Source organism: Diaphorobacter sp. JS3050, assembly GCF_013154915.1.
Taxonomy (GTDB): domain Bacteria; phylum Pseudomonadota; class Gammaproteobacteria; order Burkholderiales; family Burkholderiaceae_C; genus Diaphorobacter; species Diaphorobacter nitroreducens.
In genome coordinates this window covers 391,620-407,551 of the sequence record NZ_CP053553.1, presented here as the reverse complement: position 1 = coordinate 407,551, position 15,932 = coordinate 391,620, and the positions used below count along the sequence as shown (strand labels likewise).

Below are 15,932 nucleotides of genomic sequence, written 5' to 3'. Positions count from 1 at the left end.
TCCGCTATTGCGACACGGTATACGCAATATCTGTTCGTCATCCCGTTCTACTCTGATAACTGGAGACATTCATGTACTCAAGAATCCTGGTTCCGCTCGACGGAAGTCCTACTGCCGATTTGGCGCTCCACCACGCTGCGGTGCTGGCACGCCTGAATGGCGCAACCATCGTCTTGCTGCACGTCATCGAGGAGATGAAGCATAGCAACGGCTTCGAGAGGCCGAGGATCTATATTGAAGAAGTGAGGCCGGGCTTCCTGGCGGCCGGGCAGAAGCTGCTGGACGAGGCGGCGCTGCGGCTGAGGCAGGGAGGCCTGGTGGTTGAGACCGTCCTTCTGGAAAGCAACGGCGAGCGCGTCTCGGTGCTCATCGCTCAGCAGGCACTGACTACTCAATGCGAGTTGGTGGTGTTGGGTACCCACGGACGCCGGGGCGTGGACAGGCTGCTGATGGGAAGCGATGCAGAGCAGCTCGCTCGCATCGCACCAGTTCCAGTGATGCTGGTGCGCCAGTCCCAATCGGTCATTGTGACTGCAACCCCTGGGCAGGGTGGCACGCCAGCGTGATGAAAGTTCAGTCCAGCGACCCCGCTGAATGGAGGCTGGAAGTCGCAGCCTCCTTGCTGCTGCTATTGCTGAGCGCCTCCGCACAGGCCCAGTCCTGCCACCAGGACAACCCGCTGCGCTCAACGGGAACGCTCAATCTGCGGATCGACAACGACATGTTCGGCGGCATTGGACAAGATCAAGGCTACTCCAATGGATTTCTCGTCAGCTGGGTCTCCCCCAACCTTGTGGACTATCGCGATGACCCTTGCCTACCCCGTCTCGTCCGTGGGCTGAATCGTTTTCTCACGGTGCTGCAACCCGAGGGTTTTGACGAACAGAACATGACCATCGGCTTCGGACAGATGATGTACACCCCCAGCGACAAAACGCGCAGCGATCTGATCAAAGACGACCGCCCTTTCGCCGGCGCAATGATGTTGAGCTTCGGCTACAACGCGCGGCGCGGCGATACGCTGCGTACCTCACAAATCCGCGTCGGTGTTGTGGGCCCCTCCTCCTTGGCCAGGCAAACCCAGAACTGGTGGCATGACACCATCGGCGTCGACAAATTCAATGGCTGGCGACACCAACTGCGCGACGAGCCTGTGCTGCAGTTGCTGCACGAACGCCGAACACGAGTCTTCAGGCAAGAAGACGTCAGCGGTTGGGGCTGGGATCTGACCCGCCACTGGGGTGGCAGCTTCGGCAACTTCGCCACCTACGCGAATGTCGGTGGAGAACTGCGCTATGGGCTGCGCCTGCCTGATGATTTAGGTACGGCACCGCTACGGCCTGCCGGAGAGAACACCTCGCCCGTGCGCACGACCGCTGGCAGCAACTGGAACGGCCACCTCTTCGTGGCGCTAGACGCTCGCTGGGTTCTGCACGACATCACGTTGGATGGCAATACCTTCAAGTCCGGCCATAGCGTTGATAAGCGGCCACTCGTGGCGGATGTCGGCTACGGCGTCGCGATTACCCAAGGCAACTGGCGCATCGCGATAGCCCGCTACCACCGCACACGCGAATTCCGGGGACAAAAAGAAATCCCGGTCTACGGAACGATCACTGTAGGAAGGAAATTCTGATGCCGGTCGATTCCTTCCTCGACTCCATACGGGCCGTCCTGTCGTTGTTCGTCGGCACGGGACTGATTGCTCGTGTGGAGTACTGACGCCGACCAAGCACCCGAGTTCGATAAGTGAACCAGGACAACCAATAAGAAAGGAGACAACCGCATGCAACGGCTCACCCTTGCCCTTCCAGGCAACGAACATTTCGCCGGTCGCCTCGCGCAGGCATATGGCAGCGATGTCGGCCGCATCGAAACGCGCCGATTCCCCGATGGCGAAAGCTATGTCCGATTGCATGGCGAACCTGCTGGCCAGATCGTGGATCTAATTTGCACGCTGACCCATCCAGACCCGCAGTTCCTGCTCCTGGCTTTTGCCGCGGACGCCGTGCGAGAGCTTGGCGCGCGCGAGGTGAACCTGGTTGCACCCTACCTGGCCTACATGCGCCACGACAAGCGATTCCATGACGGCGAAAGCGTGACGTCGCGGACTTTCGCACGCTTGGTCTCATCGACGTTCGACAAGCTGCTCACGGTGGATCCGCATCTGCACCGCTATCCGACACTATCAGCGGTCTACACAATCCCCACCATCACCTTGCATGCCGCGCCACTGCTGGCCGACTGGATCGCGAATCATGTCGAAGAACCCTTGATCGTGGGCCCCGACGAGGAAAGCGAGCAGTGGGCCGGCTCCATCGCCTCCCGCATCGGCGTGCCGCACGCCGTGCTTCGCAAGACACGCCATGGCGATCGCAGCGTGGACATCGATGTTCCCGACCTGTCGGTCTGGCGTGACAGAACGCCGGTGCTGGTGGACGACATCGCATCCTCGGGCCGCACGCTCGCTGTCGCGGCGCACAAACTCGCCGAACAAGGAATGCGCAAGCCGGAGTGCGTAGTGGTGCATGCCCTATTCGCCGAAGACGCCTGGAGCCAATTGACGCCGCTGTTCGCTCGGATCACGTCCACCGACGCGGTGCCGCATCCGAGCAACCGGATCGGTCTGGCTTCGCTGATTGCCGGCGCGCTTTCCAGCGGCCAGACCGATCCGCGAGCCTGATCTTCCACCTATCCCGCTATTTTCAAGGAACCCGAAATGCCCTCTCAGGCTAACCTCGCAATCGATTGGCGTGCCGGTTACGGGCCCATCGCGCACCAGTCCGAAACCATCGAACGTATGCAGACCCTCGTGCACCGCATGGTTGCGCAAGGGCGTGTGGCAGATGAAGCCTCGGCCCATGCGCTGCTGGCCGCAGCCGACCGGGTGGCCTGCATGGCCATGAGCGTAGTGGCGCATATGACCTATGCCCGGCGCATCGACCGAAGCGGCCGCCCTCTGGGCTCCGATGATTTCAAACAAACGCCCGAAGGCCACACCGGCGGTTCGCTCGACATGGTGCCGGCTTTCGTGGGTTATCTGTTGGCCAATGCACTGACCGGGACGACACGCGGCTGGCTAATGGGACAAGGGCACTGCGTGGCCGCGATCGAAGCGGTGAACGCACTGACCGGCGATGTGTCCGCCGCCCAGCGTGGACGCTACGACCGCAGCGAGGCAGGCCTGTCACGCCTGATCGAGGATTTCTACTCCTATGCCATCGATAAGCAGGGGCGGCCCGCGGTACCGCTGGGCAGCCATGCCGGGCCGAACACGGCCGGCGCGATCTCCGAAGGCGGCTATCTGGGGTTCGCCGGGCTGCAGTATGTGCACACGCCGTTGCCGGGAGAAAGCCTGGTGGCATTCCTCAGTGATGGCGCTTTCGAGGAGCAACGTGGCTCGGACTGGGCACCGCGCTGGTGGCGCGCCGAGGACTGCGGCTTCGCCGTCCCGATCATGATTCTCAACGGGCGACGCATCGAGCAGCGCACCCAGATCGTGCAGGAAGGTGGCGCTGCCTGGTTAGCCGAAGATCTGCGCCACAACGGCTTTGATCCCGTCATCATCGATGGACGCGATCCAGTGGCGATCGCATGGGCCATTGTCGAATCTGAAGACACGCTGAGCGCTTTCGCCGCACAATCGAACCGGCGCTATCCCGTCAAGTTCCCCTACGTGATCGCCGAGACGGAGAAAGGTTTCGGCTTCCCGGGCGCGGCGACCAATGCCGCCCACAACCTGCCGTTGGACGGCAATCCGCGCGAGCACGCGCAGGCACGCGAGGCCTTCAATGCTGGGGCTGCGGCGCTATTCGTGCCAGAGATCGAACTGGAAAACGCGCTCACCGTCCTGGCGAATCACGGCAAGAACCGGCGCTCGCGCGAAAGCGAGCACCCCATGGCTCGACGCCATCCAGCGAGTCCTCATCTGCCGGTGCCGGCCTGGGCTCCTACCAAGGTATCTGGCAGCGCCATGTCTTCACTGGATCGTTGGTTCGTGAAACTGGCGCAGGCAAATCCACAGTTGCGCGTCCGGATCGGCAATCCCGATGAACTGGCCAGCAACAAGATGGGAGCCACACTGGCACTGCTCAAGCACCGCGTCAACGTGCCCGAACCCGGCGTCCCGGAATCGACGCATGGCTCGGTGATCACCGCACTCAATGAAGAAGCCGTTGCGGCCGCCGCCCTCGCCAACAAAGGGGGGCTGAACCTGATCGTCAGCTACGAGGCCTTCGCGGTCAAGATGCTTGGATTGATTCGCCAGGAGATCATCTTCGCGCGCCGACAGAAGGAACTGGGCCAGCCGCCAGGCTGGATCTCCATCCCGCTGGTCGTCACATCCCACACCTGGGAGAACAGCAAGAACGAGCAGTCACACCAGGACCCGACCATTGGCGAAGCATTGCTAGGGGAAATGTCGGACACCGCACGCGTGTTGTTCCCGGTGGATGAAAACACGGCGTGCGCCGCGTTGCGAGCGGTCTACGCCAGCCGCGGCCAAGTGGCTTGTGTGGTGGTCTCCAAGCGCGACACGCCGAATCACTTCAGTGCCGCCGCGGCTCAATCGCTGATCGAGCATGGAGCAGCCCATGTAGCCGGCGATCCGTCCACCGCACAACTGCAATTCGTAGCGATTGGCGCCTACCAGTTGGAGGAAGCGCTCAAAGCCCATGCCCGCCTGGAGCACCATGGGCTTGCGTCGTGCATCACCGTGGTGGTCGAGCCCGGCCGTCTACGCATTCCGCGAGACGAACTTGAGGCCGCCTTCGTGCTCGGTGACGAATCCCTGCAAGCGCTCTTCCCGCCTCACCTGCCGCGCGTGTTGATAAGCCATACCCGCCCTGAGCCGATGCTGGGCGTGCTTCGCCGCATTGACAGCGGCCCTTCGAAGACGCGGGCTTTGGGCTACATCAACCACGGCGGCACCCTCGATGTGGCTGGAATGCTGATCGCCAATCGATGCACCTGGGTGGATGCCATCTATGCCGCTGCGCAAGTGACCGGCTGGAACAGTTCGCAGGCTGCTGCTGCCGCGACCGACGCGTGAATTTCAAGTGGTTCTGACACGGTCCGCAGTGACCGCGCCAGCTCCTGATTTCACAACCCACCAACAAGCGAGGAGACAACTTCATGCTCTCACTGACCAGCCTGGGCGGTGCCGGTACCGTCACCGGCTCCAAACACCTGATCACATATGGCAGTACCCGCATCCTGATCGACTGCGGACTTTTCCAAGGACTGAAGAACCTGCGCGAGCTGAACTGGCAGCATCTTGTCGTTGAGTCCAAGGACATCGATGCGGTTGTACTGACGCACGCGCACCTGGATCATTGTGGATATCTCCCCCGATTGGTGCTGAACGGGTTCCGCGGGAAGATTTTCTCGACGCCAGCCACACGGGACGTCGCCGAACTCATCCTGCTCGACAGTGCTTGGTTGCAGGAGAAGGATGCCGAGTTCGCCAACCGGAAGGGATTTTCCAAGCACAAGCCAGCCCTTGCCCTGTATCGGGTCCGAGATGCCGAACGCACGCTCTTGCAGTTCAAGCCCGTGCCACTGCATCAGGAGACGGTATTGCCGGGCGGTGCACGCCTGGTTCTACGCAGGGCCGGCCACATTCTTGGAGCGGCGACGGCGCAGATCGACATCGGCGGCAAGCGTTTGGTGTTCTCCGGCGACCTGGGCCGCTATGACGATGCGGTCATGCCTGATCCTGAACCCGTCACGGAAGCGGACTACATCATCATCGAGTCCACCTATGGCAATCGTCATCATGACCGTTCCGATGCCGTCGAAGCGCTAGGCGACATCATCGAGCGTACGACTCGCCGCGGAGGCACCGTAGTGATTCCCGCTTTTGCCGTAGGACGCGCGCAGTCGTTGATCTATGACCTATGGCTGTTGCGACAGCGCGGTCGGCTCCGCAACGTGCCCGTCTATCTGGACAGTCCCATGGCCACCAGCGCAACTGCGCTGCTGCACCGCCATGCCGACGACCACAAGCTCGCTCAACACGATTTCGAGACGGCATTCTCAGAAGTCACATACGTGCGCGACGTTGAAGAGTCCAAGGCGCTATCGGCGAATCGATACCCCAAGGTGATTATTTCCGCCAGCGGCATGGCCACCGGCGGCCGCGTGCTGCATCACATAGAAGCGTTTGGCGGTAGCCATCAGAACACGCTGCTGTTCTCTGGATTCCAAGCAGCAGGTACGCGCGGGCGCAAGCTGCTTGAGGGCGCTCGCGAAGTCAAGATCCATGGACGCTGGATGCCGATCAAGGCAGAGGTCGCCGAGCTTGCGATGTTGTCGGCTCATGCCGACAGCGATGAGCTGATGCGATGGCTGCGCGGCTTTACCAAGGCGCCGGAAAGAGTGTTCATTGTTCACGGTGAATCTGATGCCTCTGAGGCGCTGCGCGAACGTATCCAGCGCGAACTCAATTGGCACGCATCGGTGCCCATGCAAAACCAGGAGTTCGCCCTGTGAGTGCCCGCATCACGCCCCAGACACCCGCCTTGCAAGCATTGCGCATGCGACTGCATGCCCAGCATCAACCCGTCGTCTTGATGCGGACCGACTGCCATGTCTGCCGTGCCGAAGGGCTGGCACCGCGGTCACAGGTACTGATCATCGCCGGCGACCGAACTGTGCAAGCGCTGCTGTACCAAATCGACAGCGATCTGCTCAAAGCCGGACAGATCGCTCTGTCCGAGGCCGCCTGGGATGCCCTGGACATCCATGAGGGCGATTTTGTGCAGGTTCGGCATCCGCCAATGCTCGAATCGTTGTCGGCCGTGCGTGCGCGAATTCACGGCCACCGACTGCAAACGACGGAGTTGCAGGCGATCGTCCGTGATGTGGTCGATGGTCGCTATACCGATGTCGCACTTTCGGCCTTCCTGACCGCAACGGCGGTACTGCCTCTGGATATGCAAGAGACCATCCATCTCACCCGTGCGATGGTCGATGTCGGAGATCGCCTGCAATGGCAGGCTCAGATTGTTGTGGACAAGCATTGTGTGGGCGGATTACCGGGAAATCGCACCACGCCGTTGGTGGTTGCCATCGCCGCAGCCAATGGATTGGTGATGCCCAAGACCTCATCACGCGCCATCACCTCTCCCGCTGGCACGGCGGACACCATGGAAACGCTGGCTCCTGTAGACCTGGACCTGGATACGCTCAGAAAGGTCGTGGAGAAAGAGGGTGGATGCGTGGCGTGGGGCGGCGCGATGCACCTGAGCCCTGCGGACGACATCTTCGTGCGTATTGAGCGTGAACTGGATATTGACACCCAAGGACAACTGATTGCCTCGGTGTTATCCAAGAAGATTGCGGCAGGGGCGACCCACATCGTGATCGATATTCCGGTTGGGCCAACCGCAAAAGTCCGCAGCCGGGAAACTGCCGAGCACCTTGCGCATCACCTTTCAGAAGTCGCCGCGTCATTTGGCCTTGTATTGCGTTGCCTGTTTACAGACGGGAATCAACCTGTCGGAAGAGGTATCGGCCCGGCGTTGGAGGCGCGCGACGTGTTGGCCGTGTTGCGCAACGAGGCGGATGCGCCGCAAGACCTATGTGACCGCGTGGCGTTGGTGGCGGGTGCGGTGCTTGAGCTTGGCGGCGTCGCCAAAGAAGGGGAGGGATTTCGGTTGGCTCATGAGACGATCAGCAGTGGCCGCGCGTGGGAAAAATTTCAGAGAATCTGCGCGGCACAGGGGGGATTTCGTGAGCCGCCCCAAGCTCTCTATGTCGAACCGCTTCTGGCAACCACTTCAGGCCGAGCAGTACACATCGACAACCGTAAGCTTTCTCGTTTAGCCAAATTGGCCGGTGCGCCTGAGAGTCCAGCCGCAGGGATTCAATTGCAGGTGCACTTAGGTGACGAGATAACACGAGGACAGCCATTGATGTTTTTGCATACGCAAACCTCTGGAGAGATGGCCTATGCACTTGCATACGTACAAGACATTGGGGACATTGTAAAGATTGACCCTTAGCGCCGTAGATAAACAGGGCTCTTGAATGCTCGGTCAAACACAGCCCGATCTCTCGTTTGGAAAAGTTGAACGCCTACATCTCATGCTCAAGAACACATGAAAAAACATCGCTTAAAAGAGGTTTTCAACGCGCATAGCGTGGAGCAAACAGAAGGAGGTCGTCAGCGCCTGTATAGGAACATTGCTCATGGAACTGCGGCATCTGCGTTGCTTTATCGTTTTGGCCGAAGAGCTTCATTTCACACGGGCGGCTGAGTAACCGTCTTCGAAGTCAAGCGCAATGAAGCGACTTGTCCCAAGGTTTTCCAGTGCGCACCATGGCGTTGAGCGTGGTGAGCAACTTGCGCATGCAAGCGACCAGGGCGACCTTGGGCAACTTGCCAGCGGCCTTCAGACGCTCGTAGAAGGCCTTGATGGCCGGGTTGTAGCGGGTGGCCGTGAGCGTTGCCATGTACAGCACGCGGCGGATCTCGAAGCGCCCGCCTTGTACGCGCCGCCTGCCCTTGCTGCCGCCGGAGTCATTGGCCATGGGCGCCACGCCCACCAATGCAGCGATCTCGCGCCGGTTCAGCCGGCCCAGCTCTGGCAGCTCGGCAATCATCGTGGCACTGGCCACCGGGCCGACTCCCGCAGCCGACTGCAGCAGCGTGTCGAGCTCCCCAAAGTGCTCGCGCACATGCGTGACCATCTGCTCTTCGATCTCATCGAGCTGCGCCTTGATCGCCGCCTCGATGGCCTCGATGCTGGCGTGCAGCTTCTTGGGCGTGATCTGCAGCCGTTGGCGCTCCGAATGGAGCATGGTCAGCAACTGGCGCCTGCGCGTGACCAGGGCCGCGAGCCACTGCTGGCGCTCATCGGCCAGGGGGCGCAAGAAGCGCTGCAGATCGTCGCGGCGCAGCAGCACCGCTGCCAGCTCGGCCAGCGTGCGCGCATCCACCGCGTCGGTCTTGGCCAGGCGTCCCATGGATTTGGCGAAGTCGCGCGCCTGGCGCGGGTTGATGACCGCCACGGGCAGGCCTGTGGCCTGCAGGGCACACGCTAACGCGGCCTCGTAGCCGCCGGTGGCCTCCATCACCACCAGACCCACGTCCAGGGGCTGCAGGGCAGCCGCCAGCGCCGAGTGGCCTTCGGCATCGTTGTCAAACCGCTGGGCGCTGCTCTTGGCACCCAGCACACAGACATCCACGTGCGCCTTGGCCACGTCGATGCCCACCGTCACAGAGGTAACAGACATGATCTTCAGATCCCTTGCTTGTGCATGCGCGCTCAATCAAGGCGCGCGTAACCGTTCGGGCTTCACGAAGACCAGCGCGGCGGCCATGCGTTCTGTACTCAGTCACGGGCTCTATCACCCCAGCGCCTACCAAACTGCACGGGCCGGTCTGGCCGCCTCAACGGCGTTCAGACTCTACCGCGCTGGTCTGGTTTAAAGATACAAGCGTCTTCACATTGAGCAACCTCCTCTGTCCCGCGCCATCAAGGAGCTTGAGGACGAGTTAGGCGCTGTGCTCTTCGACCGGGACCGCCGGGGCACCCGACTGACCGCTGCGGGTGCCGTGTTCCTGCAGGACACTCGCCGGCTATTCACCGTCCTGGAGCAGGCCCGCGAGAACGTCAAGGCTGTCGCGGCGGGCTTGCGAGGCAGCCTGCGCATCGCCGTATCCGACGGCGCGCTCGATCCCCGGCTGTCGGCGTTTCTAGCCCGTTGCCGTGCCGAAGAACCCGAGATCGAGATACGGATGTCCGAAGTGCCTTTGGCCGAGCAGTTGCGCGGCCTGCGCTCGGGCGACTTCTGCATCGGATTCGCTCATACCGCCGACGTCGGTGATGGCATCGTCGCCGAACCTATCTGGCAGGACCCGCTGGTGGTCGCCTTGCCAGCCCGGCACGCACTGCTCGTCCACAAGGAGGTTCCACTCCATGAACTCCGGGGGCATCCTCTTGTCCTGTGCGATCCCCAGGTGTGCGAAGGCTACTGCCGCGAGTTGGCGCGCCTCCTGCAGACCCAGGAACACAAACTGAATGTCGTTGAGGAGGTTTCCTCGCTGGACATGATGCTCACCTTGGTCGGTGCCGGCTACGGCGTGGGCTTCATGACGGCGACCAAGATTCCGGTCAGCCAGCGACCGGACGTGGTGATCCGTCCATTGGCGCTGGATACAGCCGTGATCACCACCTACCTGCTTCGACTCGAAAGCAGCAACTCATCGGCTTCGCTGGTGCGATTTATCGACCGCCTCCGGGACCCTTCGAGCGACTGACGCAACGGACCGCACCACTTAAGATTGGGCATCGGCACGAAGATTGCGTTCCGTTGCACTCATCAGCTCTGCCGCACTTATGCTGAGGGCAGCGGAGATTTTCAGTATCAATGCGAGCGTGGGCATGTGCTCCCCACGCTCGATCTTGCCCATATGCGAGCGAGCTATACCAGCCATGGACGCGAATTCATCCTGAGCGACTCCCTGCGCCAAGCGGGCAGCACGCACCGCTTGGCCGAAGGCCAGTGCCGGCTCGGCTTCATAGGTGGTTGTGCCAGGGGGGCGGCCCGGTTGAACGCTGCGCTCCTGCATCACCAGAAGCGTCGATCAATCGACCGAATTTAACCACGTTAAAGATATCTCTTTTGGCTATCATGGTGGCTCGCCTTTTTGATCCGATCGCTTTGTGGGGGCTCTCATGCACGACGCCACCAGCCAGTTTTCCTTTTCCAATTTCAGGCTTGCCATAGCGCCTGGCGTACCGTCATCGCATCTTTCGGCATTGCTTGCGTTGCAGCGTGCGGAAGAGCCGGAAGTCACCATTTCGTTTCATGAGGTCACAGCCGATGATTTGATTGCGGGACTTCGGGAAGGCCGCTACGACGCGGGCATGACGCTTGAAGGATCGAGCGATCCGTCGCTGAAAAGCCAACCTCTATGGACCGAGAACATGGCCGTCGCCATGCCGTTGCGCTTTCCCTTACTTGACCAGGCGAAGCTCACGATCGCCGAACTGTTGGACTACTCCGTCTTTCGCTGGCCTGCAGAGAATTGCCCTTTGCTGGATCAGCGGCTGCCTTCTCTTCCCGCGGTGAGTCAACAGAACATTCAGCGTGTCTCTTCCTTCGAGATGATCGCGCTATGGGTCGCTGCCGGCTACGGCGTCGGGGTATCCGCGCAATCGCGCATTGAGCATGCGCAGGGATGGGGCATTCACACACGGCCGCTGTCTGACGGACCCTACGAGATCGTGACCCACCTGCAGCGGCCCTGCGGACAAGCCGACGTTGTTTCAGAGCGGTTCGAGCGCAGAGCACTGCAGGTCGCCAAGAATGGGGTCTCCTCGTTTTCAGTGCAATAAGTGACGGTACGCAAAGCTAGCACTGGCGCGGGGGTGGTCTGGGTAGACCGTTGATTTCATTGACTTTCCTGTTCGCTTTGTAAACGGGTATGGTGGCCTCCCACTTTTGAGGTTCACGATGCAGGGTTGGCACACAACGTTTTTGGGGATGCGTGGGCTCCCCCGCGATATCAGCGACTTCGAGATGAAGGCATTTTTCACCTTCGATGGTGCCGAGCGCGACGCAATCAATGCACGCCGAGGTGATTCCCACAAGCTTGGTCTGGCGCTCCATATTGGTTTCCTGCGCATGAGTGGGCGTTTGCTCGGTGCCTTTCGGGTAATTCCAGTAGCCTTGTGGCGCCACCTTGGCAACGAGCTTGGCATTGCAGCACCAGAAGTCGCCTCGCTGAGAGCCATGTATGAACGCGGGCGCACGCTATTCGATCACCAACAAGTAGCCTGCACGGTCCTTGGATTCCAGTGGATGAGCGAGCACCAGCGCCGCTCACTGGTACGTGAACTGCGCGACGAAGTGGCGCGCTGCGCCGACCGCGATCAGCTACTCGTGCGGGCGCGTCAATGGCTGTACAAGAACAAGCTGGTGATCGTGCACGAGCGGGCAATTCGGACACTGATTGCGGCGGCACTTGCCCAGCTTGAAGTTGAAACAGGCACCGCCATCGCCGCCAGCGTTGATCCAGCAACACTTGATCGCTGGCGAGCCTCAGTTTCAGAGCTGCGCCCAGATGGACAAACCCAGCAGAGTTGGCTATGGGCTGCACCGGCGAAACACTCAACCCGCCAAATCAGCGAGGTACTGGAGCGCATCGACCTGCTTTACACGCTGGACGTTCATAAGCACCTGGCAGACATCCCCGATCTCATCTTGCGCCGCTACGCGCGCCGACTTGTCTCCAGGCCGCCCTCAGCCGGAGCCAAGATCAAAGAGCCAGCGCGCACCGTGGAGGTCGCATGCTTTCTTCGGTATTGCCTGTTCACCACCACAGACCAGTTGATCCTTATGGTGCAGCGCCGGATCGCCGATCTGTGGCGTCAGGCTGCCGCCGATGTCCCCGCTACCGTCAATTGGGCCGCAATGTACAAAACGCTGCTCGGCGAACTTGTTGCCTTGAGCGCGCAAGGTGCGGTGCCAGATGCTGAGTTGCGTGCCCGTCTTGAAGCCTTGATCACCGAAACCCAGAAACGCAAACCACCGAGCAGGGCCTCCCTGGTCCGCGAGGGATTGATTGATGGAATTCGCCCCGTGCGGTCGTTGCTCGTCGCCATTGCAAAGCTGCCCTGGCAGGCCACCGGCGAGCATCCTGCCATCGAGTACCTTGCCAAGCTGCAAGCTTTATATCTCAAAGGATCCAGAAAGCTGCCAGTTGAAGTGGTGGCACCAAGTCTGGGAATGATCTGGCAGGTTTCGATCTCCAGCCCAGACCGGGAACGGGCGTTTCAGGCGTTGGAGGTGGCCACCCTGTTTGCCCTGCGCCGCGCGGTGCGCAATGGCTCGGTCTGGATTGAGCACAGCCTGAGCTTTCGGGGTCGTGCGCGCTTGTTCTTCACGGACGAGCGTTGGCAGGCAGAGTCCAAGAAACACTATGCCCGTCTATCGTTACCCAGCAAGGCTGCCACTTTCTTGAAGCCTTTGCTGGCCAGAGTAACTGCCGGTGTCGATGCGGTGGCCGCTGCAGCCCGCAGTGGCGTACTGCGCGTGGATGATGAACTCCATTTGTCGCCATTGCCCGCAGAGGACGAAGACCCAGAAGTGACCAAGCTGCGCGCGGCTTTGGATCACCGCATCGGTGAGGTTCAATTGCCGGAAGTGATTCTGGCCGTTGACGCCCAGGTGCGCTTTAGCTGGATCATGCTCGGACGTGAGCCGCGCTCTACCGACGAGCTGCTGATGGTCTATGCCGGCATCATGGCCCACGGCACCAGTCTGACTGCGGTCGAATGCGCGCGCATGATTCCGCAATTGTCTGCCACCAGCATTCGCCAGGCCATGCGCTGGGCGCGGGACGAACGGCGTCTGAGCCAGGCCTGCCAGGCTGTGCTGGAATTCATGCAGCGACACCCGATTGCCGCCACCTGGGGGCGGTCCGATTTGGCATCTTCTGACATGATGAGCATGGAGACCACCAAACGGGTGTGGCAAGCCCGGCTTGATCCTCGGCGCAACACACCTTCCATTGGAATCTACTCCCATGTAAAAGACCGGTGGGGCATCTTCCATGCGCAGCCCTTTGTGCTCAATGAGCGCCAGGCGGGCGTGGCCATTGAAGGTGTCATCCGCCAAGAAAAGCTGGAGACCAGCCAGCTTGCTGTGGATACCCATGGCTACACCGACTTTGCCATGTCACATGCCCGTTTGCTTGGTTTTGATCTTTGCCCGCGGTTGAAGGAACTCAAACAGCGCCACCTCTTTGTGCCACGCGGCACCAAAGTGCCCGCAGAAATCGCTGCGGTGTGCGAAGCCAATGTCGACGTCGCTTTGATCGAAAAGCATTGGGATAGTCTGGTGCACCTGGCAGCCTCGGTCATGAGCGGACATGCCAGTGCGGTGGCAGCTCTTGCGCGGTTCGGTTCTGCCGCCCAGGGCGATCCAATCTATGAGGCTGGCGTGCAATTGGGGCGGTTGCTGCGTACGGCGTTTTTGGCTGACTACTTTGTCAAGGACGCTTTCAGGAACGAGTTGCGCCGGGTGCTCAATCGGGGCGAGGCTGTTAACGCCCTCAAGCGCGCCATTTATACCGGCCGGATCAGCCCGGCGCAGGCCAAACGTGTCGATGAAATGCAGGCTGTGGCCGATGCGTTGAGCCTGATGGCCAACATCGTGATGGCGTGGAATACCTCACAGATGCAGGCGGTCCTGGATCGCTGGTCGAACCGCCGCCAGGTCATTCCACCGGAACTGATCGGGAAGATTGCGCCCACCAGGCTGGAGAGCATCAACTTGCGGGGTGTGTTTCGCTTCCCGGTTGACCGCTATGCTGACCAAATCCTGCCTTCGCGGCCAAATGCATCGATAACTGGCACCAATGGATGAAACCGACCACGGTTTGACGCCACGAATCGCAGATTTGAAAGTGAACAGGAAAGTCAATGAAATCAACGATCTACCAACACCACCTCCGCGCCAGTGCTAGCTTTTCGTACCGTCACTTATTGCACTGAAAACGAGGAGACCCCAGAATGCTCCAACCTAGTCGAGTGCCAATGTCCTCGTTCTGCGTCTTCAGTTCAAGGTGCTACACGTGCATTAGGCATTCCACTCGCCAAGCAGCAGACATCACTCGCGCTCTATGACACGGAGCAGCGCCGTTCTACGCTTCGACATGGGGCCAAACGCCTTCGTGACCCCTTCAACGGGTTTCCCTGCCTGCAATGAGTCAAGGATGTCAGCCCAGTCCTGCATGATTACCTTGCGGGACTCCACAAACTTCGTGTGATCGTAGGGCGCGCGCGATGAGTCCTTGCTCTTTTTGGAATGAGCGAGTTGAAGATCGACCCGCTTCTCCGGATATCCCAACAGTCCAAGGATCGTCGTTGCGGTCGAGCGGAAGCCATGGGACGAAAACCGTCCGCCATAACCCATGCGCTTGAGTGCTTGATTGAGCGTCGTTGCCGACATCACTTGTCCCGGCTTTCTGTAGCTCGGGAACAATACTTTGCCGCCGCCAGTTAGAGCATGTAGTTCCCTAAGAGCGGCCACCGCCTGCCGTGACAGGGGAACCAGATGGGGGCGTCGCATCTTCATGCGCTCGGACGGAATCGACCACATGGCGTTGTCCAGGTCGAACTCTTCCCAGGAGGCCTTGCGCAGTTCTACGGTGCGCACGTAGGTCAAAGCCATCAGCTTGAGGGCGAGGACTGTCGTCTGGTAACCCCCTTCGTTGTCCACACGATTGAGAAAGTCCGGGATCTCTGCCCATGTCAACGGAGGGTTGTGGCGGACCTGAGGGCGCTTGACCAGTCCCTTGAGCAAGGCGGCAGGATCGTATTCGCAGAGACCTTGGGCAGCCGCATAACTGAAGATTTGCCCACACCACTGGCGGATGAGGATCGCCACAGTCTTCGCGCCACGAGCCGCCACATCCTTGATGATGGGGCGCAGATGTGGAGCCCTGATGCTGCTGATCGGCAACTTGCCAATCCGGGGGAAAACATCCTTCTCAAGGTAGCTGGTGACCTGGTTGGTGTAGTACTCGCTCCAGTGAGCATTGCTGACGATCCACTCCCGAGCAACGGTCTCGAACGTGCGTTCGTATGTGTCGGCCTGGAGGGCGATCGCCGCCTTTTTCTCCACGATGGGGTCGAGGCCCTTCTTGACCAACGCCTTTGCCCGGTCCCGTTCCGCACGGGCTGCCTCCAGCGTGACCTTTGGGTACACCCCGATTGAGTACACCTGTTCAGCGCCGCCCAGCCGGTAGCGGTACCACCAGAGCTTGGAGCCGTTGGGCTGAACGCGCAAAAAGAGGCTGCCTCCGTCCCGGAGTTGGTACACCTTGGGCCTGGGCTGCGCCGTTTCCACTTTGCGCGCCGAGAGAAGATTGAGTGCTGTGAGTGCCATGTGTATAACGCCTCCAGTTTGGCCCG

Annotated in this window: 12 protein-coding genes; 9 read left to right on the top strand and 3 right to left on the bottom strand. The window is 60.6% G+C overall.

The window, feature by feature from the left end; translation table 11 throughout:
* The first annotated feature begins 71 nt into the window (after nucleotides 1–71).
* From HND92_RS01930 to HND92_RS01905, 6 genes are all read left to right on the top strand, one after another.
* Nucleotides 72–566: a universal stress protein gene (locus HND92_RS01930; RefSeq protein ID WP_003050031.1), complete on the top strand. Its 495-nt coding sequence runs from the start codon at nucleotides 72–74 to the stop codon at nucleotides 564–566.
* A complete protein-coding gene (locus HND92_RS01925; protein ID WP_228111768.1) occupies nucleotides 566–1,636 on the top strand; it encodes a lipid A deacylase LpxR family protein in 1,071 nt (356 codons plus the stop codon). The genes HND92_RS01930 and HND92_RS01925 overlap by 1 nt, the downstream gene beginning before the upstream one ends.
* A 150-nt stretch (nucleotides 1,637–1,786) precedes the next feature.
* Nucleotides 1,787–2,683, top strand: a complete 897-nt coding sequence (locus HND92_RS01920; protein ID WP_172205590.1) for a ribose-phosphate pyrophosphokinase — start codon at nucleotides 1,787–1,789, stop codon at nucleotides 2,681–2,683.
* 36 nt (nucleotides 2,684–2,719) lie between these two features.
* Nucleotides 2,720–5,050, top strand: a complete 2,331-nt coding sequence (locus HND92_RS01915) for a xylulose 5-phosphate 3-epimerase (RefSeq protein WP_107219998.1) — start codon at nucleotides 2,720–2,722, stop codon at nucleotides 5,048–5,050.
* Nucleotides 5,051–5,133: 83 nt separating this feature from the next.
* Nucleotides 5,134–6,492, top strand: a complete 1,359-nt coding sequence (locus tag HND92_RS01910) for an MBL fold metallo-hydrolase RNA specificity domain-containing protein (RefSeq protein WP_020307801.1) — start codon at nucleotides 5,134–5,136, stop codon at nucleotides 6,490–6,492.
* On the top strand, nucleotides 6,489–8,006 hold the full coding sequence (locus HND92_RS01905; protein ID WP_107219997.1) for a thymidine phosphorylase family protein: 1,518 nt from the start codon (nucleotides 6,489–6,491) through the stop codon (nucleotides 8,004–8,006). The genes HND92_RS01910 and HND92_RS01905 overlap by 4 nt, the downstream gene beginning before the upstream one ends.
* Nucleotides 8,007–8,277: 271 nt before the next feature.
* On the opposite strand, the gene HND92_RS01895 is transcribed toward HND92_RS01905, so the two are convergent.
* Nucleotides 8,278–9,240, bottom strand: a complete 963-nt coding sequence (locus HND92_RS01895; RefSeq protein WP_011804582.1) for an IS110 family transposase — start codon at nucleotides 9,238–9,240, stop codon at nucleotides 8,278–8,280.
* Nucleotides 9,241–9,454: 214 nt separating this feature from the next.
* On the opposite strand from HND92_RS01895, the gene HND92_RS01890 reads away from it, so the two are divergent.
* Nucleotides 9,455–10,267 (top strand): LysR family substrate-binding domain-containing protein, encoded by an 813-nt coding sequence (locus HND92_RS01890; protein ID WP_172209124.1) that lies wholly within the window; start codon nucleotides 9,455–9,457, stop codon nucleotides 10,265–10,267.
* A gap of 18 nt (nucleotides 10,268–10,285) precedes the next feature.
* Here the strand turns inward: HND92_RS01890 and HND92_RS01885 are convergent, their stop codons facing one another.
* Nucleotides 10,286–10,579: a helix-turn-helix domain-containing protein gene (locus tag HND92_RS01885; RefSeq protein ID WP_135147950.1), complete on the bottom strand. Its 294-nt coding sequence runs from the start codon at nucleotides 10,577–10,579 to the stop codon at nucleotides 10,286–10,288.
* 106 nt (nucleotides 10,580–10,685) lie between these two features.
* On the opposite strand from HND92_RS01885, the gene HND92_RS01880 reads away from it, so the two are divergent.
* Nucleotides 10,686–11,348 (top strand): substrate-binding domain-containing protein, encoded by a 663-nt coding sequence (locus tag HND92_RS01880; protein ID WP_135147951.1) that lies wholly within the window; start codon nucleotides 10,686–10,688, stop codon nucleotides 11,346–11,348.
* A gap of 118 nt (nucleotides 11,349–11,466) precedes the next feature.
* Nucleotides 11,467–14,382 carry a Tn3-like element IS1071 family transposase gene (locus HND92_RS01875; RefSeq protein WP_003049965.1) on the top strand — a complete coding sequence of 972 codons (2,916 nt, stop codon included), beginning with the start codon at nucleotides 11,467–11,469 and terminating at the stop codon, nucleotides 14,380–14,382.
* Nucleotides 14,383–14,625: 243 nt separating this feature from the next.
* Here the strand turns inward: HND92_RS01875 and HND92_RS01870 are convergent, their stop codons facing one another.
* Nucleotides 14,626–15,906, bottom strand: coding sequence for an integrase arm-type DNA-binding domain-containing protein (locus HND92_RS01870; protein WP_003060765.1), 1,281 nt, complete (start codon nucleotides 15,904–15,906; stop codon nucleotides 14,626–14,628).
* Nucleotides 15,907–15,932: the final 26 nt, after the last annotated feature.